We start from the raw sequence: 26,471 nt of genomic DNA, 5'->3' as shown, positions 1-26,471 counted from the left end.
CGGGTTTCCACCAACCCGATGGCGGCTCACTGCATTTGGAGCAATACCATGGCCCGCAAGACCCCCATCGAGCGCTACCGCAATATCGGTATCTCTGCGCACATCGATGCTGGCAAGACCACCACGACCGAACGTATCCTGTTTTACACGGGCGTGAACCACAAGATCGGTGAAGTGCATGATGGCGCGGCCACCATGGACTGGATGGAGCAAGAGCAGGAGCGCGGCATCACGATCACGTCCGCTGCCACGACCTGCTTCTGGAAGGGCATGGACCTGGCCCGCCCCGAGCACCGCATCAACATCATCGACACCCCCGGACACGTGGACTTCACCATTGAAGTCGAGCGCTCGATGCGCGTCCTGGACGGCGCCTGCATGGTGTATTGCGCCGTGGGCGGCGTGCAGCCGCAGTCGGAAACCGTCTGGCGTCAGGCCAACAAGTACAAGGTGCCGCGTCTGGCCTTTGTGAACAAGATGGACCGTACTGGTGCCAACTTCTACAAGGTCGTCGACCAGATGAAGCTGCGCCTGAAGGCGAACCCGGTGCCCATCGTTCTGCCGATCGGCGCCGAAGAAAACTTCAAGGGCGTGATCGACCTGATCAAGATGAAGGCCATCTTCTGGGACGAAGCGTCGCAGGGCATGAAGTTCGACTACCGCGACATCCCGGCTGACATGCTGGCTGATGCTCAGAAGTGGCGTGACAACATGGTCGAAGCGGCTGCCGAGTCCAGCGAAGACATGATGAACAAGTACCTCGAGTCGGGCGAACTGACCGAAGAGGACATCGTTCAAGGCATCCGTACGCGCACCATCGCTGCTGAAATCCAGCCGATGTTCTGCGGCACGGCCTTCAAGAACAAGGGCGTGCAGCGCATGCTGGACGGCGTGATCGACTTCATGCCGTCGCCGATCGACGTCCCGCCGGTTCCTGGCACCGACGAAGACGACCAGCCGACGACCCGCGACGCTTCGGACACGGCCAAGTTCTCGGCCCTGGCTTTCAAGCTGATGACGGACCCGTATGTGGGCCAGCTGACCTTCGTGCGCGTCTATTCGGGCGTGCTGAAGTCGGGCGACTCGGTGTTCAACCCGATCCGCGGCAAGAAGGAGCGTATCGGCCGTATTCTGCAGATGCACGCCAACCAGCGTGAAGAAATCTCGGAAATTCTGGCTGGCGACATTGCCGCCTGCGTGGGCCTGAAGGACGTGACGACCGGCGAAACGCTGTGCGATCCGGAATCGATCATCACCCTCGAAAAGATGGTGTTCCCGGAGCCGGTGATCTCGCAGGCCGTCGAGCCCAAGACCAAGGCCGACCAGGAAAAGATGGGTATCGCCCTGGGCCGCCTGGCCAAGGAAGATCCGTCGTTCCGCCTGCGTACCGACGAAGAATCGGGCCAGACCATCATTTCCGGCATGGGCGAACTGCACCTGGAAATCATTGTCGACCGCATGAAGCGCGAATTCGGCGTGGAAGCCAACGTCGGCAAGCCGCAAGTGGCCTACCGCGAAACCATCCGCAAGTCGGCCACCGACGTGGAAGGCAAGTTCGTGCGTCAGTCGGGCGGCAAGGGCCAGTACGGTCACGTCGTCCTGACGGTCGAGCCGCAAGAAGCCGGCAAGGGCTTCGAGTTCGTCGACGCGATCAAGGGCGGTGTGGTTCCTCGCGAATTCATCCCTGCGGTCGAAAAGGGCATCCTGGACAGCCTGCCGAACGGCGTGCTGGCCGGCTTCCCGGTCGTGGACGTGAAGGTCACGCTGACCTTCGGTTCGTACCACGAAGTCGACTCGAACGAAAACGCGTTCAAGATGGCCGCTTCGATGGGCTTCAAGGAAGGCTGCCGCAAGGCTTCGCCGGTGATCCTGGAGCCGATGATGGCCGTGGAAGTCGAAACGCCGGAAGACTACGCTGGTAACGTGATGGGCGACCTGTCCAGCCGTCGTGGCATGGTGCAAGGCATGGACGACATGGTCGGTGGCGGCAAGGTCATCAAGGCCGAAGTCCCGCTGTCGGAAATGTTCGGCTACTCGACGACCCTGCGCTCGATGTCGCAAGGCCGTGCCACGTACACGATGGAGTTCAAGCACTACTCGGAAGCCCCGAAGAACGTCGCTGACGCCATCATCACCGCTCGCGGCAAGTAAGACCTGAGCCGAGGCCTAGTGGCCTCGGCTTTTCCAATTCGTCTTCGTCGAAGTTCTCCCGTTTGCCAGTCGGCGGGAATCAAGGGCTCGATGGAAACGCTAAACCAACAGACTGGCGAATGCTCTTTTCTGGAGATTTGAAATGGCAAAAGGTAAATTCGAACGGACCAAGCCGCACGTCAATGTGGGCACGATCGGTCACGTTGACCACGGCAAGACCACGCTGACGGCTGCTATTGCAACCGTGCTGTCGAAGAAGTTCGGTGGCGAGGCCAAGGCCTACGACCAGATCGACGCGGCTCCTGAAGAAAAGGCCCGTGGCATCACGATCAACACCGCTCACGTCGAGTACGAAACGGCCAATCGCCACTACGCTCACGTGGACTGCCCGGGCCACGCCGACTATGTGAAGAACATGATCACTGGCGCCGCCCAGATGGACGGCGCGATCCTGGTGTGCTCGGCCGCTGACGGCCCGATGCCGCAAACCCGCGAGCACATCCTGCTGGCGCGTCAGGTCGGTGTGAAGTACATCATCGTCTTCCTGAACAAGTGCGACATGGTCGACGACGCCGAGCTGCTCGAGCTGGTCGAAATGGAAGTGCGCGAGCTGCTCTCGAAGTACGACTTCCCGGGCGACGACACCCCGATCATCAAGGGTTCGGCCAAGCTGGCGCTGGAAGGCGACACGGGCGACCTGGGCGAGCAAGCCATCATGCGTCTGGCCGATGCGCTGGACACGTACATCCCCCAGCCGGACCGTGCCGTTGACGGCGCCTTCCTGCTGCCGGTGGAAGACGTGTTCTCGATCTCGGGCCGTGGCACCGTGGTGACCGGTCGCGTCGAGCGCGGCATCATCAAGGTCGGCGAGGAAATCGAAGTCGTGGGCATCCGCGACGTGCAGAAGACCACCGTGACCGGCGTGGAAATGTTCCGCAAGCTGCTGGACCAAGGTCAGGCTGGCGACAACGTCGGTATCCTGCTGCGCGGCACCAAGCGTGAAGACGTCGAGCGTGGCCAAGTGCTGGCCAAGCCGGGTTCGATCAAGCCGCACACGCACTTCACGGCTGAGATCTACGTCCTGTCCAAGGAAGAAGGCGGCCGTCACACGCCGTTCTTCAACAACTATCGTCCCCAGTTCTACTTCCGCACGACGGACGTGACGGGTGCCGTGGAGCTGCCCAAGGACAAGGAAATGGTCATGCCTGGCGACAACGTCAGCATCACCGTGAAGCTGATCGCCCCCATCGCCATGGAGCAAGGCCTGCGCTTCGCTATCCGTGAAGGTGGCCGTACCGTCGGTTCGGGTGTGGTTGCCACCATCCTCGAGTAAAACTTTTGCGTGATCAGTCCGGATCGCCCGCCGATCCGGACCTCACAAAAACTCGCGGCCAGGTCTTCCGGCCTGCCGCACGCTCTTTTGAAGGAAGAATCATGCAAAAGCAAAAGATCCGCATCCGCCTGAAGGCCTTCGACTACAAGTTGATCGACCAATCGGCTCTGGAAATCGTGGAAACCGCCAAGCGTACTGGCGCCATCGTCAAGGGCCCGGTGCCCCTGCCGACGCGCATGCAGCGTTTCGACATCCTGCGTTCGCCGCACGTCAACAAGACCTCGCGCGACCAGTTCGAAATCCGTACGCACCAGCGCCTGATGGACATCGTCGATCCCACCGACAAGACGGTTGACGCGCTGATGAAGCTCGACCTGCCGGCCGGCGTGGACGTCGAAATCAAGCTGCAGTAATGCGGCCGCGGCCCTCGGGTCGCAAACAGCAAACGGCGCCTTCGGGCGCCGTTTGTCTTTTGGCGCTGTAGCTTGCGCTGAACCTAGGGTTCACGCTATACTCGCCGCTTTTCCGCCTTCGGTGTCTCCGAAGGTGGGTTGAAGCGCGCCGTTTTGGCCTTTACCAGAGGCGGCGCATTTGGTCAGCCTGACCAATCGATGTCAGGCATTTGGAGAAAAAACATGAGTCTTAGCAATCGTCTCGGATTGCTGGGCCGCAAGGTGGGCATGATGCGCATCTTCACGGACGATGGCGACGCCATCCCTGTGACGGTGCTGGATGTGTCCAACAACCGCGTGACCCAGGTCAAGACCGAAGAGACTGACGGCTACAGCGCCATTCAAGTGGCGTTCGGTACGCGCAAAGCATCGCGCGTCACCAAGCCGGAAGCTGGCCACCTCGCCAAGGCAGGTGTTGAAGCCGGCGAAATCCTGAAGGAATTCCGCGTTGCCGCCGATGTGGCTGCTGAGTACAAGCCGGGCGCTCAAGTGCCTGTGTCCTTGTTCGCAGTGGGCCAGGTCGTCGACGTGCAGGGCACTTCGATTGGTAAGGGCTTTGCCGGCACCATCAAGCGCCACAACTTCAGCTCGCAGCGCGCCTCGCACGGCAACAGCCGTTCGCACAACGTTCCTGGTTCCATCTCGATGGCGCAGGATCCTGGTCGCGTGTTCCCGGGCAAGAAGATGACCGGTCACATGGGCGACGAAACCGTGACGACGCAGAACCTGGACATCGTGCGCGTTGACGAAGCCCGTCAACTGCTGCTGGTCCGCGGTGCTGTGCCTGGCTCGAAGAACGGCCACGTTGTCGTTCGTCCTGCCGTCAAGGTCAAGGTCAAGAAGGGAGCCAACTGATGCAGCTCGAGCTCCTGAATGAGCAAGGTCAGGCCACCTCCAAGGTGGACGCTCCTGACACCGTGTTTGCTCGCGATTACAACGAAGCCCTGGTGCACCAGGTGGTCGTGGCCTTCCAGGCCAACGCCCGCCAAGGCACCCGTGCCCAGAAGGACCGCGAACAAGTCCATCACTCGACGAAGAAGCCGTTCCGCCAAAAGGGTACGGGTCGCGCGCGTGCTGGTATGACGTCTTCGCCGCTGTGGCGCGGGGGTGGTCGGATTTTCCCGAACATGCCCGACGAAAACTTCACGCACAAGCTGAACAAGAAGATGTACCGCGCCGGTATGGCCGCCATCCTCTCGCAGCTGGCTCGCGAAGGCCGCCTGGCCGTGGTGGATTCGATTGCACTCGAAGCCCCAAAGACCAAGCTGCTGGCAGCCAAGTTCAAGGCCATGGGCCTGGACTCGGTGATGCTGATCGCTGACGAAGTGGACGACAACCTGGCGCTGGCTTCGCGCAACCTGGCCAACGTGCTGGTTTGCGAGCCGCGTTACGCCGATCCGCTGTCCCTGGTTCACTACAAGAAGGTGCTGGTGACCAAGGCCGCGATGGAGCAACTCAAGGAGATGCTGGCATGAGCGCCCCGAAATATTCTGAAGGCCGTCTGGCCTCGGTGCTGCTGGCCCCCATCGTTTCCGAGAAGGCCACGGCAATCGCCGAAAAGAACAACCAAGTGCTGTTCAAGGTCCTGCGCGACGCCACCAAGCCCGAAATCAAGGCCGCTGTTGAACTGATGTTCAAGGTCGAGGTTGAGGCTGTGAACGTGGTGAACGTGAAGGGCAAGACCAAGCGCTTTGGTGGCCGTGCTGGCCGTCGTGACCACGTCAAGAAGGCGTATGTGTCGCTGAAGGCGGGCCAAGAGCTCAACTTCTCCGGGGAGGCTGCGTAATGGCCGTCGTTAAAGTCAAGCCAACCTCGCCCGGCCGCCGTGCCGTTGTGAAGGTGGTGCACAAGCATCTGCACAAGGGTGCGCCCCACGCAGCTTTGCTTGAGCCGCAAATCCAGAATTCTGGCCGTAACAACAACGGTCACATCACGATTCGCCACAAGGGCGGTGGTCACAAGCACCACTACCGCGTCGTCGACTTCAAGCGCAACAAGGACGGTATTCCGGCCAAGGTTGAGACGATTGAATACGACCCGAACCGCACGGCTCACATCGCTCTGGTGTGCTATGCCGACGGTGAGCGTCGCTATGTGATCGCCCCGCGTGGTCTGGAAGTCGGTGCAACGATCTTGAGCGGTGCTGAAGCCCCGATCAAGGCCGGCAACACGCTGCCGATCCGCAACATCCCGGTGGGTTCGACCATCCATTGCATTGAACTGCTGCCTGGCAAGGGCGCGCAGATCATTCGCTCGGCTGGTACGTCTGCTGTGCTGATGGCACGTGAAGGCACCTACGCTCAGGTCCGCCTGCGCTCGGGTGAAGTCCGTCGCATCCACATCGACTGCCGCGCCACGATTGGCGAGGTCTCCAACGAAGAGCACAGCCTGCGCCAGTACGGCAAGGCCGGCGCGATCCGCTGGAAGGGTATCCGCCCGACCGTTCGCGGTGTGGCAATGAACCCGGTGGATCACCCGCACGGTGGTGGTGAAGGTCGTACCGGTGAAGGCCAGGCGCCTGTGTCGCCGTGGAACACCCTCACGAAGGGCTACCGCACTCGTAACAACAAGCGCACGCAGACGTTCATCGTTTCGCGTCGCAAGAAGTAAAGGGTAGGCCATGACTCGTTCACTGAAGAAGGGCCCGTTCGTTGACGGCCACCTGTTGGCCAAGGTCGACAAGGCGGTTGCCAACAAGGACAAGAAGCCTATCAAGACCTGGTCGCGTCGCTCGACGATCCTGCCCGAGTTCATCGGTCTGACGATCGCTGTGCACAACGGCAAGCAGCACGTGCCGGTTTATGTGTCTGACCAGATGGTCGGTCACAAGCTGGGTGAATTCGCACTGACCCGCACCTTCAAGGGCCACCCGGCCGACAAGAAGGCCGGGAAGAAGTAAGGATGCCAACGATGGAAACCAAAGCAATCGTTCGCGGCGTTCGCCTCTCCTGCGATAAGGGCCGCCTGGTGGCGGACCTGATCCGCGGCAAGAAGGTGGACCAAGCGCTGAACATCCTGGAATTCACGCAGAAGAAGGCCGCCCTGATCATCAAGAAGGCGCTGGAAAGCGCCATCGCCAACGCCGAGCACAACGACGGCGCTGACATTGATGAGCTCAAGGTCACCTCGATCTATGTGGAACAAGGTGCCACTCTGAAGCGATTCTCTGCCCGTGCCAAGGGCCGCGGCAATCGCATCAGCAAGCCCACGTGCCACATTTTCGTCTCGGTCGGTAACTGAGGCTAAGGAAGACTATGGGACAGAAAATCCACCCAACCGGCTTCCGCCTGCCCGTCACCCGTAACTGGGCGTCGCGCTGGTACGCGAACAACCAGAACTTCGCCACGATGCTGGCCGAAGATCTGCGCGTGCGTGAGTACCTCAAGGCCAAGCTGAAGAATGCCGCCGTCTCGCGCATCCTGATCGAGCGCCCCGCCAAGAACGCCCGCATTACCATTTACTCGGCTCGTCCGGGCGTGGTGATCGGCAAGAAGGGCGAAGACATCGAAAGCCTGAAGGCCGAACTGACCAAGCGTCTGGGCGTGCCGGTGGCAGTGAACATCGAAGAAGTGCGCAAGCCTGAAATCGATGCACAGCTGATCGCCGACTCGATCACCCAGCAGCTGGAAAAGCGCATCATGTTCCGTCGCGCCATGAAGCGTGCGATGCAGAACGCGATGCGTCTGGGCGCCCAAGGCATCAAGATCATGTCTGCCGGCCGTCTGAACGGCATCGAAATCGCTCGTACCGAGTGGTATCGCGAAGGCCGTGTGCCTCTGCACACCCTGCGTGCCGACATCGACTACGGCACCTCGGAAGCCAAGACCACCTACGGCGTCATCGGCGTCAAGGTCTGGGTCTATCGTGGCGACCGCCTGGCCAATGGCGATGCTCCGGTGATCAACACGCCTGCAGGCGCTGAAGATGACCGTCGTCCGCGTCGCAACACCCGCCCGGGTGCCCCGACCGGCCGTGGCCGTCCGGGTGGCGATCGTGGTCCGCGTGATGGTGCTGCCCCGGCTGCTGAAGCCGCCGCCGGCGATGCCAAGCCTGCTGCCAAGCGTGTGGTGCGTAAGCCCGCCGCTCCGGCTGCTGGCGAGGCCAAAGGAGAATAACAATGCTGCAACCAGCTCGTCGCAAATACCGCAAGGAGCAAAAGGGTCGTAACACTGGTGTTGCAACCCGCGGTGCTGCCGTGTCTTTCGGCGATTTCGGCCTGAAGGCAACTGAGCGTGGCCGTCTGACGGCCCGCCAGATTGAAGCTGCACGTCGTGCGATCTCGCGCCACATCAAGCGCGGTGGTCGCATCTTCATCCGCATCTTCCCGGACAAGCCGATCTCCCAGAAGCCTGCCGAAGTCCGTATGGGTAACGGTAAGGGCAATCCGGAGTACTACGTCGCTGAAATTCAGCCTGGCAAGGTGCTCTACGAAGTCAATGGTGTGCCGGAAACTCTGGCTCGCGAAGCGTTCACGCTGGCTGCTGCAAAGCTGCCCCTGCGTTGCACCTTCGTTGCTCGCCAAGTCGGTACCTGATTGGAGAGGACACCATGAAAGCATCTGAACTGCGTGGCAAGGACGTCGCTGCCCTCGAAAAGGAAGTGACCGACCTGCTCAAGGCCCATTTCGGCCTGCGCATGCAAAAGGCGACCCAACAGCTCACGAACCACTCGGTGCTGGGCAAGACCCGTCGCGACATCGCTCGCGTCAAGACTGTCTTGGCCGAGAAGAAGAAGGGAGCCGTGTGATGACGCAAGCTCAAGAAAAGAACACCCGTACCCTGGTGGGTCGCGTGGTCAGCGACAAGCGTTCCAAGACCGTCACGGTCCTGGTCGAGCGTCGTTCCAAGCATGAGCTGTACGGCAAGATCGTCGCTCACTCGCGCAAGTACCACGCCCATGATGAAAATGGCGAGTACAAGATGGGTGATGTCGTCGAGATCGCTGAAGGCCGTCCGCTGTCCAAGACCAAGAGCTGGGTCGTTACCCGCCTGGTCGAGAAGGCTCAGCTGGTCTGATCGCACTGAAGACTTGATTGCCGCAGGGCTTGCCCTGTGCTGATCAGATGGGCCGGGTCGCTGCAAGCCAGCAACCCGGCCCTTTTACTTTTCTCATTGACCGAAGCACAAGAAGGAGACCTCCCATGCTGAAGATTGGTGACCGCGTGCCCGCAGGCACGCTGCAGGAATTCATCGAAGTCGAGGGCGAAGGCTGCTCCATCGGCCCGAACAGCTTCGACATCGAAAAGGCCACGGCTGGCAAGAAGATTGCCGTGTTTGCCCTGCCTGGCGCCTTCACCCCGACCTGTTCGGCCCAGCATGTGCCTGGCTACGTCCAGAACTACGACGCGTTGCGTGCTGCAGGTGTCGATGAAATCTGGTGCATCTCGGTCAATGACGCCTTCGTCATGGGCGCTTGGGGCCGCGACCAGCAGACGGGCGGCAAAGTCCACATGATGGCCGACGGCAGTGCCGACTTCGCCAAGGCGACCGGCCTGACGCTGGACCTGACCGCCAAGGGTCTGGGTCTGCGCTCGCAGCGCTACTCGATGCTGCTGGTCGATGGCGTGGTCAAGACGTTGAACGTGGAGGGTCCGGGCAAGTTCGAGGTCAGTGACGCTGCGACGATGCTGGCCCAGGCCAAGGCCGCTTGAAAAGGGCCACCTGAACAAGGCCACCTGAAGGCCATCGAGAGAGATTTCAGAATTGCGCACCCTGAGTGCTTGACAGCGCTTCGGGTAATCGCGCATAATGCAAAGCTTCGCCGAACGTCAGGCGCATTTAGCAATGCGTTTTGGCCTCGGATCCGCCCATAACCGCCGGGCGCAGCCAGCAGGCTGCAATCGGTCCACGGGCCCAAGACTGACCACTGAAGTTGCTTCGCGACTGATGCGGGAAAAGTTGGGGATAGACATGATTCAAATGCAATCGCGACTCGACGTCGCGGATAACACTGGCGCCAAGTCCGTCATGTGCATCAAGGTGCTTGGCGGTTCCAAGCGTCGTTATGCCGGCATTGGCGACATCATAAAGGTCAGCATCAAAGAAGCTGCTCCGCGTGGTCGCGTCAAGAAGGGCGAGGTCTACAGCGCTGTGGTCGTTCGTACCGCCAAGGGCGTGCGTCGCCAGGACGGTTCGCTGGTCAAGTTCGACGGCAATGCTGCCGTCCTGCTGAACGCCAAGCTGGAGCCGATCGGCACCCGTATCTTTGGCCCGGTGACGCGTGAACTGCGTACCGAGCGCTTCATGAAGATCGTGTCGCTGGCGCCTGAGGTGCTCTGAGCCCTCTCAAGACAAAGGTATTGCCATGAACAAGATTCGTAAAGGCGACGAGGTCATCGTGCTGACCGGCCGCGACAAGGGCAAGCGCGGCACTGTGTCGCAGCGTGTCGATGACTCCCACCTGGTGGTGGAAGGCGTCAATGTCGTCAAGAAGCACGTCAAGCCCAACCCGATGAAGGGCACCACCGGCGGCGTGGTCGACAAGACGATGCCGATCCATCAATCCAACGTGGCGATTTTCAACGCTGCATCCGGCAAGGCCGATCGCGTGGGCATCAAGCTGCTCGCCGATGGCAAGAAGGTGCGCGTCTACAAGTCGACCGGCGAAGAGATCAAGGCTTAAGAGGTCCGACATGGCTCGTTTGCAAGCGATTTACCGCGAAAAAGTTGTGCCAGGCCTCATTGAGAAGTTTGGCTACAAGTCGATCATGGAAGTGCCGCGCATCACCAAGATCACCCTGAACATGGGTGTCAGTGAAGCCGTCGCCGACAAGAAGGTCATGGACCACGCCGTGGGCGACCTGACCAAGATCGCCGGCCAGAAGCCCGTGGTCACGAAGTCGAAGAAGGCTATTGCCGGCTTCAAGATCCGTGACAACGTGCCCATCGGCTGCATGGTCACGCTGCGTGGCGTTCAGATGTACGAATTCCTGGACCGTTTCGTCACCATCGCGCTGCCGCGCGTTCGCGACTTCCGCGGTATCTCAGGTCGTTCGTTCGACGGCCGCGGCAACTACAACATCGGCGTCAAAGAACAGATCATCTTCCCCGAAATCGAATACGACAAGGTGGATGCTCTGCGTGGTCTGAACATCAGCATCACGACGACGGCCAAGACGGACGACGAAGCCAAGGCTCTGCTGGCTGCGTTCAAGTTTCCGTTCAAGAACTGAGGTGCCCTATGGCAAAACTCTCTATCAAGCAACGTGAACTGAAGCGCGAACAGCTGGTCGCCAAGTACGCAAAGAAGTATGCGGAACTGAAGGCCATCATCAACGACTTCAAGAAGTCGGAAGAAGAGCGCTACGCCGCCCGCCTGGAGCTGCAGAAGCTGCCCCGCAACGCCTACCCGACTCGCCTGCGCAATCGCTGCGAGTTGACCGGTCGTCCGCGCGGCACGTTCCGCAAGTTCGGCCTGGCCCGTAACAAGATTCGTGAACTGGCCTTCAAGGGCGACATCCCCGGTGTCGTCAAGGCCAGCTGGTAATCGGCAGGTTTAGGAGATTTCGTATGAGCATGAGTGATCCTATCGCCGATATGCTGACTCGCATTCGCAACGCCCAGAGCGTTGAGAAGACCAGCGTCGTGATGCCTTCTTCCAAGCTGAAGGTCGCGATCGCCAAGGTCCTCAAGGATGAGGGTTACATCGACGGTTTCGCACTGCGCGGTGACGCAGCTCGCCCCGAGCTGGAAATTGCGCTGAAGTACTACGCCGGTCGCCCGGTGATCGAGCGTATCGAGCGCGTGAGCCGCCCCGGCCTGCGCATCTACAAGGGCCGCCACGACATTCCCCAGGTCATGAATGGCCTGGGTGTGGCGATCGTCACCACCCCGCAAGGTGTGATGACCGACCGCAAAGCACGTCAAGCCGGTATCGGCGGCGAAGTGCTCTGCTACGTCGCTTAAGCGCAAGGAGAGACGACAATGTCCCGCGTAGGAAAAATGCCGGTGGCCGTCCCGCAAGGTGTGGACGTGACCATCAACGCTGACCAGATCAGCGTCAAGGGCACCCTGGGCACGCTGACCCGCCCGGTCAACGCCCTGGTGACCGTGAAGAACGAAGGCGGCAAGCTGACGTTCACGCCGAACAACGACTCTGCCGAAGCCGATGCCATGAGCGGCACCGTGCGCGCTCTGGTGGCCAACATGGTCACCGGCGTGAGCAAGGGCTTCGAGCGCAAGCTGAACCTGGTTGGCGTGGGCTTCCGTGCCCAAGCCCAAGGTCAGAAGCTGAACCTGCAAATCGGTTTCTCTCACCCCGTGGTGAAGGACATGCCGGCTGGCATCAAGGTTGAGTGCGCCACGCAGACCGAAATCCTGATCAAGGGTGCGGACCGCCAAGTGGTGGGCCAGATCGCCGCAGAAGTGCGTGCCTTCCGTCCGCCGGAGCCCTACAAGGGCAAGGGCATCCGCTATTCCGACGAGAAGGTCTCTCTCAAAGAGACCAAGAAGAAGTAAGGAGCAGCGACATGATGACCAAGAAAGAACAGCGCATCCGTCGTTCGCGCCAAACCCGCGTCCGCATTGCCATCCAGCAAGTCGCACGCCTGACGGTGTTCCGCTCGAACCTGCACATCTACGCCAGCGTCATTTCCGACGACGGCGCCCGTGTGCTGGCCAGCGCCTCGACGGCCGAGAAGGAAGTCCGCGCAGCCCTGGGCGGCGATGGCAAGGGTGGCAACGTTGCCGCCGCCACGCTGATCGGCAAGCGCATCGCCGAGAAGGCCAAGGCTGCTGGCGTCGAGAAGGTTGCCTTCGACCGCGCTGGTTTCGCCTACCACGGTCGTATCAAGGCCCTGGCCGATGCAGCCCGCGAAGCTGGCCTGCAGTTCTGACGCACAAAGGATTTAGAAATGGCAAAGTTTCAACCCCGCGCGCAGGCTGAAGGCAACGACGACGGCCTGAAGGAAAAGATGATCGCGGTCAACCGCGTCACCAAGGTGGTGAAGGGCGGCCGTACGCTGTCTTTCGCAGCACTGACGGTGGTCGGCGACGGCGACGGCCGTATCGGCATGGGCAAGGGCAAGGCGAAGGAAGTTCCGGTCGCCGTGCAGAAGGCCATGGAATCGGCTCGTCGCAACATGGTCAAAGTGAACCTGCGGAACGGCACGATCCACCACAACGTGACCGGCCAGCACGGCGCTGCCCGCGTCATGATGATCCCGGCAGCAACCGGTACCGGCGTGATCGCTGGCGGCCCGATGCGCGCTGTGTTCGAAGTGATGGGCGTGACCGACATCGTGACCAAGAGCCACGGTTCGACCAACCCGTACAACATGGTCCGCGCCACGCTGGACGCGCTGAAGCGCTCCACCACGGCTTCGGAAGTCGCCGCCAAGCGCGGTAAGTCGGTCGAAGACATCGTCGGCTGATTCACCAGTTCTGGAGAGACTCAACATGTCTGACAAGAAAACCGTGACGGTCAAGCTCGTCCGCAGCCCCATCGGCACCCGCGCTTCGCACCGTGCCACCGTGGCTGGCCTGGGCCTGCGCAAGCTGAACAGCACCAGCGTGTTGGAAGACACGCCGGCAGTGCGCGGCATGATCAACAAGATCGCCTACCTCGTTCAAGTGCTGTAAGCGCCTGAACAGAACAGAGGATTAGAAGATGCAACTCAATACCATCAAGCCTGCCGCTGGCGCCAAGCACGCCAAGCGTCGCGTGGGCCGTGGCATTGGCTCCGGCCTCGGCAAGACTGCCGGCCGTGGTCACAAGGGTCAAAAGTCGCGTGCCGGTGGCTACCACAAGGTGGGCTTCGAAGGCGGCCAGATGCCCCTGCAGCGTCGCCTGCCCAAGCGCGGCTTCAAGTCGCTGGCTCGTCCGTACAACGCTGAGATCAACCTGAGTGATCTGCAAGCGCTGGCCGGCGAAGAGATCGACCTGCTGACGCTGAAGGCCGTGGGCCTGGTTCCCGAACTGACCAAGAACGTCAAGGTCATCCTGTCGGGTTCCATCAGCCGCAAGGTTGTGCTGAAGGGTGTGGCTGCTACGGCTGGTGCCAAGGCTGCCATCGAAGCCGCTGGCGGCTCGGTCGCCTGAAGCGCTAGGAACTAGGCACAGTGGCTACCACCAACGCAAACCAACTGGCCAAGAGCGGCAAGTTCGGCGACCTGCGTCGCCGCCTTGTGTTCCTGCTGCTGGCTCTGGTTGTGTACCGCATCGGGGCGCATATCCCCGTGCCCGGTATCGACCCGGTTCAGCTGCAGCAGTTCTTCAAGGGTCAGGAAGGTGGCATCCTGAGCCTGTTCAATATGTTCTCGGGCGGTGCGCTGTCGCGCTTTACCGTCTTCGCGCTGGGCATCACGCCCTACATCTCGGCCTCGATCGTGATCCAGTTGATGGGTTATGTGGTGCCGGCGTTGGAAGCGCTGAAGAAGGAAGGCGAAGCAGGGCGTCGCAAGACCACGCAGTACACGCGCTACGCCACGCTGGGCCTGGCCATCTTCCAATCGCTGAGCATTGCGCTGGCGCTTGAAAGTTCGGCCGGTCTGGTGATCAGCCCGGGTTTCGGTTTCCGCCTGACCGCGGTGACCAGCCTGGTGGCTGGCACGATGTTCCTGATGTGGCTGGGTGAGCAGATCACCGAGCGCGGTCTGGGCAACGGGATCTCGATCCTGATCTTCAGCGGTATCGCTGCAGGTTTGCCGGGCGCAATTGGTGGTTTGGCTGAGCTGGTTCGTACGGGCTCGATGGGCGCTGTGTCCTTCCTGGTCGTCTGTGCCATCGTCGTCGCTGTGACCTATCTGGTGGTGTTTGTCGAGCGCGGTCAGCGCAAGATCTTGGTGAATTACGCCAAGCGCCAGGTGGGCAACAAGGTGTACGGCGGTCAGAGTTCGCACCTGCCGCTGAAGCTGAACATGTCGGGCGTGATTCCGCCGATCTTTGCGTCGTCGATCATCCTGCTGCCGACCACGGTGGTGAGCTGGTTCGCGACGGGTGACAGCCTTCGTTGGCTGAAGGACATCGCCGACATGCTGCGCCCTGGACAGCCGATCTACGTGCTGTTCTACGCTGCTGCGATCGTGTTCTTCTGCTTCTTCTACACGGCGCTGGTGTTCAACAGCCGTGAGACCGCAGACAACCTGAAGAAGAGTGGCGCGTTCATTCCGGGCATCCGCCCAGGTGAGCAGACTGCGAAGCATATTGACAAGATCTTGTCGCGCCTGACGATGGCCGGTGCCATCTACATCACGGCCGTCTGCTTGTTGCCGGAGTTCTTGAATCTCAAGTACAACGTGCCGTTCTACTTTGGTGGAACCTCACTGTTGATCATCGTGGTTGTCACGATGGACTTCTGGGCGCAAGTTCAGTCTTACGTGATGAGTCAGCAGTACGAATCGCTGCTGAAGAAGGCCAACTTCAAGGCTGGCTGAAGCAGGTTGAAATTTTAGACGAGTCGTTCTCCGACACGTCGCAGGTAAGTGTGGACGCGTTGCGTCCCGTCACCGGTGACAAAGAGAGCTGACAAAGTACGATTTGAGTCGTGCTCGCATCGTGTTCCGGGCGAAGTGAGTGAATCTAGGTCCCCGGACGCGCTTTAGAGCGATATTGAGTAGGTCAAGGAGCAGACCATGAAAGTTTCGGCATCCGTCAAGGCAATGTGCCGCAATTGCAAAGTCATCCGCCGCAAGGGCGTGGTGCGTGTGATCTGTACAGATCCCCGCCACAAGCAGCGCCAAGGCTGATTGCTGCACGACACGAGCGAATTAGAGGACGCACATGGCACGTATTGCTGGTATCAACATTCCGCCGCAAAAGCACACTGAGATCGGTCTGACCTCGATCTACGGCATTGGCCGTACGACCGCCCAGAAGATCTGCACCACTTGCGGTATTCCGTTCGACAAGAAGGTCAAGGACCTCACCGACGCTGATCTGGAAAAGATCCGTGAAGAAGTGGGCCGCATGACCATCGAAGGCGATCTGCGCCGTGAGATGTCGATCAACATCAAGCGCCTGATGGACCTCGGCTGCTACCGCGGTTTCCGTCACCGCCGTGGCCTGCCGATGCGCGGTCAGCGCACCCGCACGAACGCTCGCACCCGTAAAGGCCCGCGCAAGTCGGCCGCCACGGGCAAGAAGTGATCCTGCGGCAGCATTGAAAGAAAGACATCATGGCAAAAGCACCCAATAACTCGGCTGCCCAACGCGTCCGCAAGAAGGTCCGCAAGAACGTTGCTGACGGCATTGCGCACGTTCACGCGTCGTTCAACAACACCATCATCACCATCACCGACCGTCAAGGCGGCGCCCTGTCCTGGGCTTCGTCGGGTGGTCAGGGCTTCAAGGGCTCTCGCAAGTCGACGCCTTTCGCTGCCCAGGTGGCTGCTGAAGTCGCAGGCCGCGCTGCTCAAGAGCAGGGCATCAAGAACCTCGACGTCAAGATCAAGGGCCCCGGACCGGGTCGCGAATCGTCGGTGCGCGCTCTGGCTGCGCTCGGCATCCGCATCAACTCGATCTCTGACGTGACGCCGGTGCCGCACAACGGCTGCCGTCCGCAGAAGCGTCGTCGCATCTAAGGCCATTTGGCCTGTCGATGCGCCTGATGGCATAATCGCGCGTTTTCCCGCGCCGGCGGGCACGAAAGTGCCGCGCCGGCCGTTTTGCTGAAGTCTGCGGTCATCCTCCATGGATACCCTGGTTTCAATAAGCCCACCGTCTGAGCCGATAAAAATACGGGCCAGACTCGCGCAGGACCTCGCTTGAGGCTTGCGTCAGATTGAACAAGGACACTCAAAGTGGCACGTTACCTCGGCCCCAAGGCCAAACTTTCCCGCCGCGAAGGCACTGACCTGTTCCTGAAGAGCGCCCGTCGCTCCATCGCGGACAAGGCCAAGTTCGACTCCAAGCCTGGCCAGCACGGCCGCACTTCGGGTCAGCGCACCTCCGACTTCGGTCTGCAGCTGCGCGAAAAGCAGAAGGTCAAGCGCATGTATGGCGTGCTGGAGCGTCAGTTCCGCCGCTACTTCGCCGAAGCCGAGCGTCGCAAGGGTTCGACCGGTGTCAACCTGCTGACGCTGCTGGAATCGCGTCTGGACAACGTCGTCTATCGCATGGGCTTCGGTTCGACCCGTGCCGAAGCGCGCCAGCTGGTCTCGCACAAGGGCATCACCGTGAACGGTGAAGTCGTCAACATCGCTTCCTACCTGGTCAAGGCTGGCGACACCGTTGCCGTCCGTGAAAAGGCCAAGAAGCAGCTGCGCATCATCGACGCCTTCAAGCTGGCCGATTCCATCGGTCTGCCGGCTTGGGTTCAGGTCGACGGCACGAAGCTGGAAGGTATCTTCAAGAAGACGCCTGACCGCGACGAGTTCGGCGCCGAGATCAACGAGTCGCTGATCGTCGAGTTGTACTCGCGTTAAGCAACCCGTACTGGCCGGCAGCGCCCTGGAGGGCGAGGCCGGCTTTTCATCGTCTGTATCGGATTCCCCGCTGCGGACGGTTGGTCCCTCAGCCTTATCGGTGTAACGAACCGAGGGTATTGAAAGAAAGACCTCATGCAAACAAATCTGCTCAAGCCCAAATCCATCAATGTCGAGCCCCTGGGTGGCCATCGCGCCAAGGTCACGCTCGAGCCGTTTGAACGCGGCTATGGCCACACCCTGGGCAATGCCCTGCGCCGTGTGTTGCTGTCCTCGATGGTGGGTTATGCGCCGACGGAAGTGACGATCGCTGGCGTCCTGCACGAGTACTCGGCCATCGACGGTGTGCAAGAAGACGTGGTTCACATCATGCTGAACCTCAAGGGCGTGGTGTTCCGCCTGCACAACCGTGAAGAAGTGACCCTGGTCCTGCGCAAGGAAGGCGATGGCCCGGTCACCGCAGCCGACATCCAGACTCCGCACGACGTCGAGATCATCAATCCCGACCACGTCATCGCCCATCTGTCGCAAGGCGGCAAGCTGGACATGCAAATCAAGGTCGAGAAGGGCCGTGGCTATGTGCCCGGCACGATGCGGCGTTATGGCGACGAGCCGACCAAGAGCATTGGCCGCATCGTCCTGGATGCTTCGTTCTCGCCGGTCCGCCGCGTCAGCTACGCCGTCGAAAACGCCCGCGTCGAGCAGCGTACCGACCTGGACAAGCTGGTCATGGAAATCGAAACCAACGGCGCCATCTCGCCCGAGGAAGCGATCCGGGCCTCGGCCAAGATCCTGGTTGAACAACTCGCCGTGTTCGCACAGCTGCAAGGCACCGACCTGGTCGATGCTTTCGACCAGCCGGCTCAGCGCTCGAGCAGCTTCGATCCGATCCTGCTGCGTCCGGTGGACGAGCTGGAACTGACCGTGCGTTCGGCCAACTGCCTGAAGGCCGAAAACATCTATTACATCGGCGACCTGATCCAGCGCACCGAGACCGAGCTGCTGAAGACCCCGAACCTGGGTCGCAAGTCGCTCAACGAAATCAAGGAAGTGCTGGCTTCGCGTGGCCTGACCTTGGGTGCGCGTCTCGAGAACTGGCCGCCGCAAGGTCTCGACAAGCGTTGATTTGAATCTGGCCGGCGGTTCGCTGCCGGCCACCTCCGCGAGAAGGTCAGTCTCGTGTTTTGAAGAAGATGGATGGGGCGCTGACCAACCCCATCCGGTGCACCCGGCAGTACCTGATACGGCTGTCGGTATTACATAGTTTTGAAAGGAAAGCACCATGCGTCACCGTAACGGCCTCCGTAAGCTGAACCGTACCTCCGAACACCGCAAGGCGATGCTGCGCAACATGTGCAACTCGCTGCTGCAGCACGAAGCCATCAAGACCACGGTCCCGAAGGCCAAGGAATTGCGCCGCGTTGTCGAGCCCCTGATCACCCTGGCCAAGGAACCCACGCTGGCCAACCGCCGCCTGGCTTTCGACCGCCTGCGTGACCGCGACATCGTCACCAAGCTGTTCAACGAACTGGGCCCGCGTTTCAAGGCCCGTCCGGGCGGCTACACCCGCATCCTCAAGATGGGCTTCCGCGTTGGCGACAACGCACCGATGGCCTTTGTTGAGCTGGTGGACCGCGCCGAAGGCGAAACCGCTGGCGAAGCCGTCGAGTAAGCACTGAACCTGGTGGGCTTCGGTCCACTGTGAGTTCCAAGAGAGAAGCCAGCCTCGCGCTGGCTTTTTTTCGCCTGTACTTCGCCCTAGCCCCCTGCCGCGCAGGCGCCGTTGATTGGCGCTAAGCTGCGCGGCTCCGAAGATTGTTAGTTGCTTTGCCCACGATGCACGCCATGCCTTTGCTCTCGCTGTTCCCACGCCTGTTCAGGCCTCTGCTCCTGGTGCTCGCAGTCCTGATGCCCGCGCTGGCCAGTGCCGATGACTTCCTGGAGCCTGAGCAGGCCTTCAAACTGAGCGTCAAGGCCATCGATGCCGGCAACGTCGAGGTCCGCTACGAGATCGCGCCGGGCTACTACATGTACCGCGAGCAGTTCCGCGTGGAGGCGAACGGTGCGACCCTGGGTGCGCCGGTACTGCCGGCCGGCAAGACCAAGTTCGACGAGACCTTCAACAAGACGGTCGAGATCTACCGCGAGCAACTGCTCGTCCGCGTGCCCGTCACGCAGGCGGCCGGGCCGTTCAAGCTCAGCGTGACCGGCCAGGGCTGTGCCGACAAGGGCCTTTGCTACCCGCCCCAGACGACGACGGTGGAACTGCGCCTGCCCGACGCAAGCGCCGCACCGGCTGCTACGCCGGTAGCAGCACAGCAGCAGAGCAGCCAAGCGCCTATCGCCGGCAGCTCCGAGTCCAGCCGCCTTGACGCGGCTCTGCAGTCCGGCCAGTTCTGGACCGTCATCGGCGTGTTCTTCGTGGCCGGCCTGCTGTTGTCGTTGACGCCTTGCGTCCTGCCTATGCTGCCCATCCTTTCGTCCATCATCGTGGGCGAGGGCGCACGCGCATCGCGGGGGCGCAGCTTCTTGCTGGCGCTCAGCTACTCGCTCGGCATGGCCCTGGTCTACACGGCCCTCGGCGTTGCGGCCGGCCTGGCGGGCGAAGGCCTGGCCGCAGCGCTGCAAAAGCCCTGGGTGCTGGCGCTGTTCGCGACCGCCCTGGTCGTGTTCTCGCTGTCGATGTTCGGCGTCTACGAGCTGCAACTGCCGAGCTCGATGACAGGAGGCCTGTCCAGTGCCTCGCAGAAACTGCCGGCCGGCCATTTCGCGGGCGTGTTCGTGATGGGCGGTGTTTCGGCTCTGATCGTCAGCCCTTGTGTTGCGGCGCCGCTGGCTGGCGCGCTCGTCTATCTGAGCCAGACGCGCGACGTGCTGCTCGGTGGCGGCGCCTTGTTCGCGTTGGCTTGCGGCATGAGCGTGCCGCTGCTGCTGCTGGGCGCCTCGGCTGGCGCTCTGCTGCCGCGCGCCGGCGCCTGGATGGATGGCGTCAAGCATTTCTTCGGCATGCTCTTGCTGGGTGTGGCGCTGTGGACCGTTCAGCCTGTGCTGCCGGCCTCGCTGGCCCAAGCCCTCTGGGGCGCCCTGCTGATCGCCTCGGCCGCCATGCTGGGGCTGTTCGAACATGGCCATGCAAGCGGACGGCCGCGCACCTGGTTGCGCAAGACCGCCGCCGTTGTTGCGCTGGTCTACGGCCTGCTGCAGCTGCTGGGCGCCGCCGCCGGCGGCACGGACCCGCTGAAGCCACTGGCCGGCCTGGCCATGGCTCGCGCCGAAGCCGGCTCGCCAAGCGGGCGGGGTCTGGCCTTTCAGCCCGTGCGCAGCCTTGCCGAGCTCGATGCGGCCGTGGCCAATGCAGGCCGCCCGGTGATGCTCGATTTCTATGCCGACTGGTGTGTGTCCTGCAAGGAGATGGAGCGCTACACCTTCAGTGACGCGTCCGTCCGCAAACGTCTTGAAGGCGCGTTGCTGCTGAAGGCCGACGTCACGGCCAACAACGCGGACGACAAGGAACTGCTCAAGCGCTTCAAGCTCTTCGGCCCGCCGGGCACGATCTTTTTCGATGCCCAAGGTCAGGAGCTGAAAGCCGCCCGCGTGATCGGCTACCAGGACGCGCAGCGTTTCAACAGCACGCTCGATGCCGTCGGCCTCTGAAGCGCCTGAGAAATGAGCTATACTGCTAGCTTCAGTCGCGGGGTGGAGCAGTCTGGTAGCTCGTTGGGCTCATAACCCAAAGGTCGTCGGTTCAAATCCGGCCCCCGCAACCAAGGAATTCAAGGTCGATGAGACCCAGGGAAGCCGCTCAAACCAGGAGCGGCTTCTTCGTTAAAGATCAGTCGCGGGGTGGAGCAGTCTGGTAGCTCGTTGGGCTCATAACCCAAAGGTCGTCGGTTCAAATCCGGCCCCCGCAACCAAGCCAAGCAACGCCAACCCTCGGGTTGGCGTTTTGCTTTGTGCTCAGCCGTGGCACAGCTTCCGCCGGCCACGTTCAGCTTGCTAAGGGGGGCGCCACGCTCTCGGCCCTGTCACTCTCCGCCTGCATGAACGCCGCCAGCGCCCGAAAGCGCGGCTGGGCGGCCAAGGCCGGTGAGGCCAGCAACCAGTAGGCACCTTCGGCTTCGATGCTGAGCTCGAACGGCCGCAGCAGCCGGCCGGCGCGCAGGTCGTCTTCGATCAGGGCGAGACGGCCCAAGGCCAGGCCGCGGCCGGCCATGGCGGCCATCAAGAGGGCGTTGCTGTCGTCGATCAGCTGGCCCTGCCGCACCGGCAGGTCGGGAACGCCGGCGGCGCTCATCCAGCGGGCCCAGTCCTCATGGCTGTCTTCGTGCAGCAGCGGGTAGTGGCGCAGGGCCGCCGGGCTGTCCAGTGGCTGCGCGGCGCGCGGCAAGGTGGGGGCGCACACCGGCGTGAGCGAGGTGCCGAACAGGCGCTGCGCCCACACGCGGGGTGGCGGCTCCACGGTCCAGACCACGGCCGCCTCGGCCGTGCCCCGGCTCAAGGCATCGCCCTGCGTGCTGTGGTGCAGGTGCAGTTCGATGTCGGGGTGCGCGTCCCAGAAGCGCGGCAATCGAGGCATCAACCAGCGGCTGGAGAAGCTGGGCGTGACCGCCAGCTGCAGGCTCTGGGCTTGCTGATCGCGTTGCTTGAGTTGGCCCATCAGCTCGTCGATGCGGTCGAAGCTGCTGGACAGCACGCCCACCAGGCGCTCGCCCGCCGCCGTGAGGCGAACCTGGCGCGGCCGGCGCTCGAACAGCGGCTGGCCCAGTGCCTCCTCGAGCGCGCGCACCTGATGGCTGACCGCCGCCTGTGTGATGTGCAACTCCGTCGCCGCCAGGGTGAACGAGAGCCGACGTGCCGCTGCCTCGAAGCAGCGCAGGGCGTTCAGGTGGTGCAGATGGCGTCTCATGGGCGCGATGCTAGGCCCTGGATGGATCAGCTCAGCTAATGCATGCGACAAAAACTTCTCGCTTGTGGGTTTGAGGTGGCGCAGCTGAAATAGCGATATCGAAACGTTTCAATCAACGTCCCGAGTCCATGAGCAAATCTAAGGTTTACCCGTATATCCCGAACTCGGTCCCAGCCGTCCGGGCAGCCATGCTGGCAGCGACTGGCGCGGCCTCAGTCGAAGAGTTCTATGCCGACATTCCCGCCGCGCTGCGCCTCCCGCGCGCGCTGAACCTGCCCGAACCCCTGCTCTCGGAGGCGCGCCTGAAGCGCCATGTGCAGGGCCTGCTGGCCCGGAACACCCATTGCGGCGAGGTGCTGAGCTTCCTCGGAGGTGGGTGCTACCAGCACCATGTGCCGGCCCTGTGCGACGAGATCAACGGCCGCAGCGAGTTCCTCACCGCCTATGCCGGCGAGCCCTATGACGACCACGGCCGCTTCCAGGCGCTGTGGGAGTACGGCTCGATGATGGGCGAGCTGCTCAATCTCGAGGTGGTCAGCGTGCCCACCTACGACGGCTATCAAGCCGCCGCCACCGCCTGCTGTATGGCCGCCCGCCATACGGGCCGCCGCCAGGTCCTGGTCGCTGCCAATGTGAACCCCGACAAGCGCTCCCACATGCAGACTTACGGGCGCAGCGAGATCCAGTTCATCGAGGTCGCCTTCGATGCCGCCAGCGGCCTGGTGGACCGCGCCGACCTGCAAGCCAAGCTGAGCCCACAGGTGGCGGCCTTCTATGTGGACGTGCCCAACTACTTCGGCGGCATCGACGAAGGCGCGGCCCTGGCTGCCCTGGTCCAACAGGCGGGCGCCGTGCTGGTCGTCGGTGTGGACCCCAGCTCGCTCGGCGTGCTGACCCCGCCCGGCGATTACGGCGCCACCCTCGTCTGCGGCGACATCCAGCCGCTCGGCATGCACATGAGCTATGGCGGCGGTCATGGCGGCTTCATCGCCAGCCGCGACGACGAGGCCCTGGTCCTGCAATACCCCTCGCGCCTGTTCGGCATCGCACCGACCTCGGTCCCAGGCCAGTACGGCTTCGGTGACGTGGCCTACCACCGCACCTCGTTCGACAAGCGCGAGAACGGCAACGAGTTCGTCGGCACGGCTGCCGCGCTGTGGGGCATCACCGCCGGGGTCTACCTCGCCAGCATGGGGCCGCAGGGCATGGTGGAGCTGGGCGAGGGCATCCTGCGCCGCGTGGCCTATGCGCGCCAGCAGCTCAGTGCGGTGCCGGGCCTGCGCCTGGCCCATGCCGGCACGGCGCATTTCAAGGAGTTCGTGCTGGACTTCAATGCCAGCGGCTTCACGGTGGCGCAGATCAACGCGGCCCTGCGCGAGCGCCACGGCATCTTCGGTGGCCACGATCTGTCGCAGGCCTTCCCCAGTCTGGGCCAGAGCGCTCTCTACGCCTTCACCGAGCTGCACAGCCAGGCCGACATCGACACCCTGGTGAGCGCCCTGCGCGAGCTGCTGACCCAATGAATCCGATGAGCAAGCAGAGCGAGAACAGCGCCATGGAAAACATCTCCGCCCACCGTTTCACCGACGGCAAACCCAATCTGCGCCGCTACCAGCAGGCGCGCTGGGACGAGCCGGTGATCTTCGAGCTCAGCCAGCCCGGCGAGCGCGCCATCCTCGTGCCCGAACTAGAGCCGGGCCTCGCCAGCGCGACGCAAGCGGCCCTCGTCGAACTGCCGCCCGGCATGCGCCGTGCGCAGGCGCCGGCCCTGCCCGAGCTGAGCCAGAACCGCGTGCTGCGCCACTACCTGCGCCTGTCGCAGGAGAACCTGGGCGCCGACCTGAACGTGGACGTGGGGCAGGGCACCTGCACCATGAAATACAACCCCAAGATCAACGAGCAACTGGCCCGCGATGCGCGCATGAGTGAGCTGCATCCGCTGCAGGACGAGTCCACCGTGCAGGGCATCTTGCAGGTCATGCATGCGATGGAGCAGGTGATCTGCGAGGTCTCGGGCATGGACGCCGTGAGCCTGCAGCCGCGCTCGGGCTCGCAGGCCATCTACGCCAACATCGCGATGATGCGGGCCTGGTTCGAGTCGCGCGGCGAGGCGGGTGAGCGAGACGAGATCATCACGACCATTTTCTCCCACCCTTCGGACGCCGCCTGCGCCAAGGTGCTGGGCTACAAGGTCATCACGCTCTACCCGGATGCCGATGGCTATCCCGACCTTGCCGCGATGAAGGCGGCCGTGGGGCCGCGCACGGCCGCGCTGATCATCACCAACCCCGAGGACACCGGCATCTTCAACCCCAAGATCGCCGAGTTCGTGGCGGCCGCCCATGCCGTGGGCGCGCTGGCCTGCTACGACCAGGCCAATGCCAACGGCCTGCTCGGCATCACCCGGGCACGCGAGGCCGGCTTCGACCTCTGCCACTTCAACCTGCACAAGACCTTTGCCACGCCCCATGCCTGTGGCGGCCCGGCCGTGGGTGCCTGTGCGGTGACGGCCGCGCTGGCGCCCTTCCTGCCCCGGCCGCGCATCGTCAAGGAGGGCGAGCGCTACCGCATCGATGCCGGCGATTCGCAATCCATCGGCAAGGTGGCGGCCTTCATGGGCACGGCCAGCATCGTGCTGCGTGCCTATGCCTGGGTGATGAACCTGGGCGCCGAGGGCCTGCGCGAGGTGGCCGAGATCGCCGTGCTGAACAACAACTACGTGATGAGCAAGCTGCTCAAGATCGAGGGCCTCAGTGCGCCCTATGCCACCGGCAAGCGCCGCATCGAGCAGGTGCGCTACAGCTGGGCCGAGCTCTGCGAGCAGACCGGCGTCAGCTCCGGCGACATCGGCCTGCGTGCCGCCGACTACGGCACGCACTACTGGACCAGCCACCACCCTTACGTGGTGCCCGAGCCCGCCACCATCGAGCCCACCGAGGCCTATTCGCGGGCCGACCTGGACGAGTTCGTGCAGATCATGGCCCGCGTGGCCGAGGAGGCGCGCAGCACGCCCGAGCTGGTGCTGACGGCCCCACACCACTGCCCGACCCAGCGCGTGCAGGACGAGTACCTCGAAGACCCGAAGCGCTGGGCCATCACCTGGCGCGCCTGGCAGCGCAAGCTGAAGGAGCACGGCAGCGCCGTCTGAGTGAGTCATGCGCGTTGGCCTGATCATAAACCCCATCGCCGGTGCCGGCGGGCCCCTGGCCCTGCATGGCAGCGACGCCTACCAGCCCAGCGGTGAGCCGCCGGGCTGGGCCGCGCAGCGTGCAGCCGAGGCCGTGCGCGTGCTGCGGGCAGGGTGTGCGCCGAGCTGGGTCTGCGGTGCCGGCGCGATGGGCGAAGACCTGCTGTGTGCCCAGGGGATGGAGCCCACCGTGCTCGGCCGGCGCTGCTGGCCCAGCACGGCGCAGCAGACGCGCGAGATCGCTGCGGCCATGCGCGACCAAGACCTGAGCCTGCTGCTGTTCGTCGGCGGCGACGGCACGGCGCGCGACGTGCTGGATGCCGTGGGCGAGGCCGTGCCGGTGCTGGGCATTCCGGCCGGCGTGAAGCTGCAGTCGGCCTGCTTTGGTGCCAGCCCGCGCGCGGCGGGGCGGCTGGCGGCGGCATATCTGAACAGCCATCGCCGCGTCTGCGAATCGCGCGAGGTGCTGGACCTGGACGAAGCCGCCCTGGCGCAAGGACGCGTGCAGGCCCGGCTCTACGGCCAGCTGCGCGTGCCGGTGGATGCGCGCCTGCTGCAAGGCCGCAAGGCGCGCAGCGAGGCGGGCGACGCGGCCGATGCCGAGCGCCTGGCCGCGAGCCTGCTGCCGCAGCTGCGCGAGGGTCTGCATCTGATAGGCCCCGGGTCCACGACCTGGGCACTGAAGCAAACCCTCGGCGTCGCCGGCAGCCTGATCGGCGTGGACGTGGTGGCGGATGGCCAGCTGCTGCTTTGCGATGCCACCGAGGCCCAGCTCTGGGAGCTGGTGCTGCGGCGCACCGGTGCGCGGCTCTGGCTCACCGCCATCGGCGGTCAGGGCCATGTGCTGGGGCGGGGCAATGCGCCGCTGAGCCCGCGTGTGCTGCAGGCGTTGGGGCCGTCGGCGCTGACGGTCCTGATCACGCCGCGCAAGCTGCAGGCGCTGGCGAGCATGCAGCTTCGGGTGGACTGCGGCTCGGCCGACGTCGATGCCCTCTACGCCGGCCCCGTGCGCGCGCTGACCGGGCCGCGCGACGAGGCCTTGCTGACCCTGATGGCGGACTGAATCTGTACAAGAACCTGA

Annotated in this window: 36 protein-coding genes and 2 tRNA genes; 37 read left to right on the top strand and 1 reads right to left on the bottom strand. The window is 62.9% G+C overall.

Going from position 1 to position 26,471, the window contains the following annotated elements; translation table 11 throughout:
• Positions 1-48 precede the first annotated feature (48 nt).
• From fusA to J7U46_RS08470, 34 genes are all read left to right on the top strand, one after another.
• Positions 49-2,151 carry an elongation factor G gene (gene fusA, locus J7U46_RS08635; protein ID WP_282824738.1) on the top strand — a complete coding sequence of 701 codons (2,103 nt, stop codon included), beginning with the start codon at positions 49-51 and terminating at the stop codon, positions 2,149-2,151.
• Positions 2,152-2,293: 142 nt separating this feature from the next.
• Complete coding sequence (gene tuf, locus J7U46_RS08630) at positions 2,294-3,484, top strand: elongation factor Tu (protein ID WP_282824736.1); 1,191 nt, start codon at positions 2,294-2,296, stop codon at positions 3,482-3,484.
• Between the two features lie 101 nt (positions 3,485-3,585).
• Complete coding sequence (gene rpsJ / locus J7U46_RS08625) at positions 3,586-3,897, top strand: 30S ribosomal protein S10 (protein WP_173121442.1); 312 nt, start codon at positions 3,586-3,588, stop codon at positions 3,895-3,897.
• A gap of 222 nt (positions 3,898-4,119) precedes the next feature.
• A complete protein-coding gene (gene rplC / locus J7U46_RS08620; protein ID WP_282825031.1) occupies positions 4,120-4,791 on the top strand; it encodes a 50S ribosomal protein L3 in 672 nt (223 codons plus the stop codon).
• Positions 4,791-5,411, top strand: a complete 621-nt coding sequence (gene rplD, locus J7U46_RS08615; RefSeq protein WP_282824732.1) for a 50S ribosomal protein L4 — start codon at positions 4,791-4,793, stop codon at positions 5,409-5,411. Before rplC ends, rplD begins: the two co-directional genes overlap by 1 nt.
• Positions 5,408-5,722 carry a 50S ribosomal protein L23 gene (gene rplW, locus J7U46_RS08610; protein ID WP_282824730.1) on the top strand — a complete coding sequence of 105 codons (315 nt, stop codon included), beginning with the start codon at positions 5,408-5,410 and terminating at the stop codon, positions 5,720-5,722. The genes rplD and rplW overlap by 4 nt, the downstream gene beginning before the upstream one ends.
• The gene (gene rplB, locus J7U46_RS08605; protein WP_282824728.1) at positions 5,722-6,546 is read left to right on the top strand and encodes a 50S ribosomal protein L2; all 825 of its coding nucleotides are present in this window, start codon (positions 5,722-5,724) and stop codon (positions 6,544-6,546) included. Before rplW ends, rplB begins: the two co-directional genes overlap by 1 nt.
• 10 nt (positions 6,547-6,556) lie before the next feature.
• Complete coding sequence (gene rpsS, locus J7U46_RS08600) at positions 6,557-6,835, top strand: 30S ribosomal protein S19 (RefSeq protein ID WP_282824726.1); 279 nt, start codon at positions 6,557-6,559, stop codon at positions 6,833-6,835.
• An 11-nt stretch (positions 6,836-6,846) separates the two neighbouring features.
• Positions 6,847-7,176: a 50S ribosomal protein L22 gene (gene rplV / locus J7U46_RS08595; RefSeq protein WP_282824724.1), complete on the top strand. Its 330-nt coding sequence runs from the start codon at positions 6,847-6,849 to the stop codon at positions 7,174-7,176.
• 14 nt (positions 7,177-7,190) lie between these two features.
• Positions 7,191-8,051, top strand: coding sequence for a 30S ribosomal protein S3 (gene rpsC / locus J7U46_RS08590; protein WP_282824722.1), 861 nt, complete (start codon positions 7,191-7,193; stop codon positions 8,049-8,051).
• A gap of 2 nt (positions 8,052-8,053) precedes the next feature.
• Positions 8,054-8,470 (top strand): 50S ribosomal protein L16, encoded by a 417-nt coding sequence (gene rplP, locus J7U46_RS08585; protein ID WP_282824720.1) that lies wholly within the window; start codon positions 8,054-8,056, stop codon positions 8,468-8,470.
• A 14-nt stretch (positions 8,471-8,484) separates the two neighbouring features.
• On the top strand, positions 8,485-8,682 hold the full coding sequence (rpmC, locus tag J7U46_RS08580; RefSeq protein ID WP_282824718.1) for a 50S ribosomal protein L29: 198 nt from the start codon (positions 8,485-8,487) through the stop codon (positions 8,680-8,682).
• Positions 8,682-8,951, top strand: coding sequence for a 30S ribosomal protein S17 (rpsQ, locus tag J7U46_RS08575; protein WP_282824716.1), 270 nt, complete (start codon positions 8,682-8,684; stop codon positions 8,949-8,951). Before rpmC ends, rpsQ begins: the two co-directional genes overlap by 1 nt.
• A gap of 125 nt (positions 8,952-9,076) precedes the next feature.
• Complete coding sequence (locus J7U46_RS08570) at positions 9,077-9,586, top strand: peroxiredoxin (RefSeq protein WP_282824714.1); 510 nt, start codon at positions 9,077-9,079, stop codon at positions 9,584-9,586.
• 259 nt (positions 9,587-9,845) lie between these two features.
• The gene (gene rplN, locus J7U46_RS08565; protein WP_088286487.1) at positions 9,846-10,214 is read left to right on the top strand and encodes a 50S ribosomal protein L14; all 369 of its coding nucleotides are present in this window, start codon (positions 9,846-9,848) and stop codon (positions 10,212-10,214) included.
• Between the two features lie 25 nt (positions 10,215-10,239).
• The gene (gene rplX / locus J7U46_RS08560) at positions 10,240-10,557 is read left to right on the top strand and encodes a 50S ribosomal protein L24 (RefSeq protein ID WP_282824712.1); all 318 of its coding nucleotides are present in this window, start codon (positions 10,240-10,242) and stop codon (positions 10,555-10,557) included.
• Between the two features lie 10 nt (positions 10,558-10,567).
• Positions 10,568-11,107, top strand: coding sequence for a 50S ribosomal protein L5 (gene rplE, locus J7U46_RS08555; RefSeq protein ID WP_282824710.1), 540 nt, complete (start codon positions 10,568-10,570; stop codon positions 11,105-11,107).
• Between the two features lie 8 nt (positions 11,108-11,115).
• Positions 11,116-11,421 carry a 30S ribosomal protein S14 gene (gene rpsN / locus J7U46_RS08550; RefSeq protein WP_282824708.1) on the top strand — a complete coding sequence of 102 codons (306 nt, stop codon included), beginning with the start codon at positions 11,116-11,118 and terminating at the stop codon, positions 11,419-11,421.
• A gap of 23 nt (positions 11,422-11,444) precedes the next feature.
• Positions 11,445-11,840, top strand: coding sequence for a 30S ribosomal protein S8 (gene rpsH / locus J7U46_RS08545; RefSeq protein WP_282824706.1), 396 nt, complete (start codon positions 11,445-11,447; stop codon positions 11,838-11,840).
• Positions 11,841-11,858: 18 nt separating this feature from the next.
• Positions 11,859-12,392, top strand: a complete 534-nt coding sequence (rplF, locus tag J7U46_RS08540) for a 50S ribosomal protein L6 (protein WP_282824704.1) — start codon at positions 11,859-11,861, stop codon at positions 12,390-12,392.
• Positions 12,393-12,403: 11 nt separating this feature from the next.
• Positions 12,404-12,769: a 50S ribosomal protein L18 gene (rplR, locus tag J7U46_RS08535; RefSeq protein ID WP_282824702.1), complete on the top strand. Its 366-nt coding sequence runs from the start codon at positions 12,404-12,406 to the stop codon at positions 12,767-12,769.
• Between the two features lie 18 nt (positions 12,770-12,787).
• Positions 12,788-13,306, top strand: coding sequence for a 30S ribosomal protein S5 (rpsE, locus tag J7U46_RS08530; protein WP_282824700.1), 519 nt, complete (start codon positions 12,788-12,790; stop codon positions 13,304-13,306).
• Between the two features lie 25 nt (positions 13,307-13,331).
• Positions 13,332-13,514: a 50S ribosomal protein L30 gene (rpmD, locus tag J7U46_RS08525; RefSeq protein ID WP_282824699.1), complete on the top strand. Its 183-nt coding sequence runs from the start codon at positions 13,332-13,334 to the stop codon at positions 13,512-13,514.
• Positions 13,515-13,542: 28 nt separating this feature from the next.
• Positions 13,543-13,974: a 50S ribosomal protein L15 gene (gene rplO, locus J7U46_RS08520; protein ID WP_282824697.1), complete on the top strand. Its 432-nt coding sequence runs from the start codon at positions 13,543-13,545 to the stop codon at positions 13,972-13,974.
• Positions 13,975-13,994: 20 nt separating this feature from the next.
• Positions 13,995-15,308, top strand: a complete 1,314-nt coding sequence (gene secY / locus J7U46_RS08515; RefSeq protein ID WP_282824695.1) for a preprotein translocase subunit SecY — start codon at positions 13,995-13,997, stop codon at positions 15,306-15,308.
• A gap of 198 nt (positions 15,309-15,506) precedes the next feature.
• Entirely contained in the window at positions 15,507-15,620 is a 114-nt protein-coding gene (gene rpmJ, locus J7U46_RS08510; RefSeq protein ID WP_077036445.1) for a 50S ribosomal protein L36, read from the top strand.
• Between the two features lie 34 nt (positions 15,621-15,654).
• Positions 15,655-16,020 (top strand): 30S ribosomal protein S13, encoded by a 366-nt coding sequence (gene rpsM, locus J7U46_RS08505; RefSeq protein WP_137945220.1) that lies wholly within the window; start codon positions 15,655-15,657, stop codon positions 16,018-16,020.
• Positions 16,021-16,049: 29 nt separating this feature from the next.
• Positions 16,050-16,454, top strand: a complete 405-nt coding sequence (rpsK, locus tag J7U46_RS08500; protein ID WP_056194196.1) for a 30S ribosomal protein S11 — start codon at positions 16,050-16,052, stop codon at positions 16,452-16,454.
• A 219-nt stretch (positions 16,455-16,673) separates the two neighbouring features.
• The gene (gene rpsD / locus J7U46_RS08495; RefSeq protein ID WP_282824688.1) at positions 16,674-17,297 is read left to right on the top strand and encodes a 30S ribosomal protein S4; all 624 of its coding nucleotides are present in this window, start codon (positions 16,674-16,676) and stop codon (positions 17,295-17,297) included.
• A 135-nt stretch (positions 17,298-17,432) separates the two neighbouring features.
• On the top strand, positions 17,433-18,422 hold the full coding sequence (rpoA, locus tag J7U46_RS08490) for a DNA-directed RNA polymerase subunit alpha (protein WP_282824686.1): 990 nt from the start codon (positions 17,433-17,435) through the stop codon (positions 18,420-18,422).
• Between the two features lie 157 nt (positions 18,423-18,579).
• Positions 18,580-18,969 (top strand): 50S ribosomal protein L17, encoded by a 390-nt coding sequence (rplQ, locus tag J7U46_RS08485; RefSeq protein ID WP_282824684.1) that lies wholly within the window; start codon positions 18,580-18,582, stop codon positions 18,967-18,969.
• Positions 18,970-19,142: 173 nt separating this feature from the next.
• Entirely contained in the window at positions 19,143-20,951 is a 1,809-nt protein-coding gene (gene dsbD / locus J7U46_RS08480) for a protein-disulfide reductase DsbD (protein WP_282824682.1), read from the top strand.
• Positions 20,952-20,987: 36 nt separating this feature from the next.
• Positions 20,988-21,064 (top strand) — tRNA-Met (locus tag J7U46_RS08475).
• A 70-nt stretch (positions 21,065-21,134) separates the two neighbouring features.
• A tRNA-Met gene (locus J7U46_RS08470) sits at positions 21,135-21,211 on the top strand.
• A gap of 74 nt (positions 21,212-21,285) precedes the next feature.
• Here J7U46_RS08470 and J7U46_RS08465 read toward each other — a convergent pair.
• Complete coding sequence (locus J7U46_RS08465; protein ID WP_282824680.1) at positions 21,286-22,203, bottom strand: LysR substrate-binding domain-containing protein; 918 nt, start codon at positions 22,201-22,203, stop codon at positions 21,286-21,288.
• 128 nt (positions 22,204-22,331) lie between these two features.
• Between J7U46_RS08465 and gcvPA the strand changes: the two genes are divergently transcribed.
• The 3 genes from gcvPA to J7U46_RS08450 are packed head-to-tail and all read left to right on the top strand — an operon-like array spanning position 22,332 to position 26,453.
• The gene (gene gcvPA / locus J7U46_RS08460; protein WP_282824678.1) at positions 22,332-23,726 is read left to right on the top strand and encodes an aminomethyl-transferring glycine dehydrogenase subunit GcvPA; all 1,395 of its coding nucleotides are present in this window, start codon (positions 22,332-22,334) and stop codon (positions 23,724-23,726) included.
• Between the two features lie 5 nt (positions 23,727-23,731).
• The gene (gcvPB, locus tag J7U46_RS08455; protein ID WP_282824676.1) at positions 23,732-25,351 is read left to right on the top strand and encodes an aminomethyl-transferring glycine dehydrogenase subunit GcvPB; all 1,620 of its coding nucleotides are present in this window, start codon (positions 23,732-23,734) and stop codon (positions 25,349-25,351) included.
• 7 nt (positions 25,352-25,358) lie between these two features.
• A complete protein-coding gene (locus J7U46_RS08450) occupies positions 25,359-26,453 on the top strand; it encodes an ATP-NAD kinase family protein (RefSeq protein WP_282824674.1) in 1,095 nt (364 codons plus the stop codon).
• Positions 26,454-26,471 lie beyond the last annotated feature (18 nt).

Origin of the sequence: Pelomonas sp. V22, from assembly GCF_030014915.1 — a bacterium.
Classification (GTDB): Bacteria; Pseudomonadota; Gammaproteobacteria; order Burkholderiales; family Burkholderiaceae_C; genus JAUASW01.
Note: the sequence above shows the minus strand (reverse complement) of the source record. Positions and strands in the feature narration are given on the sequence as shown.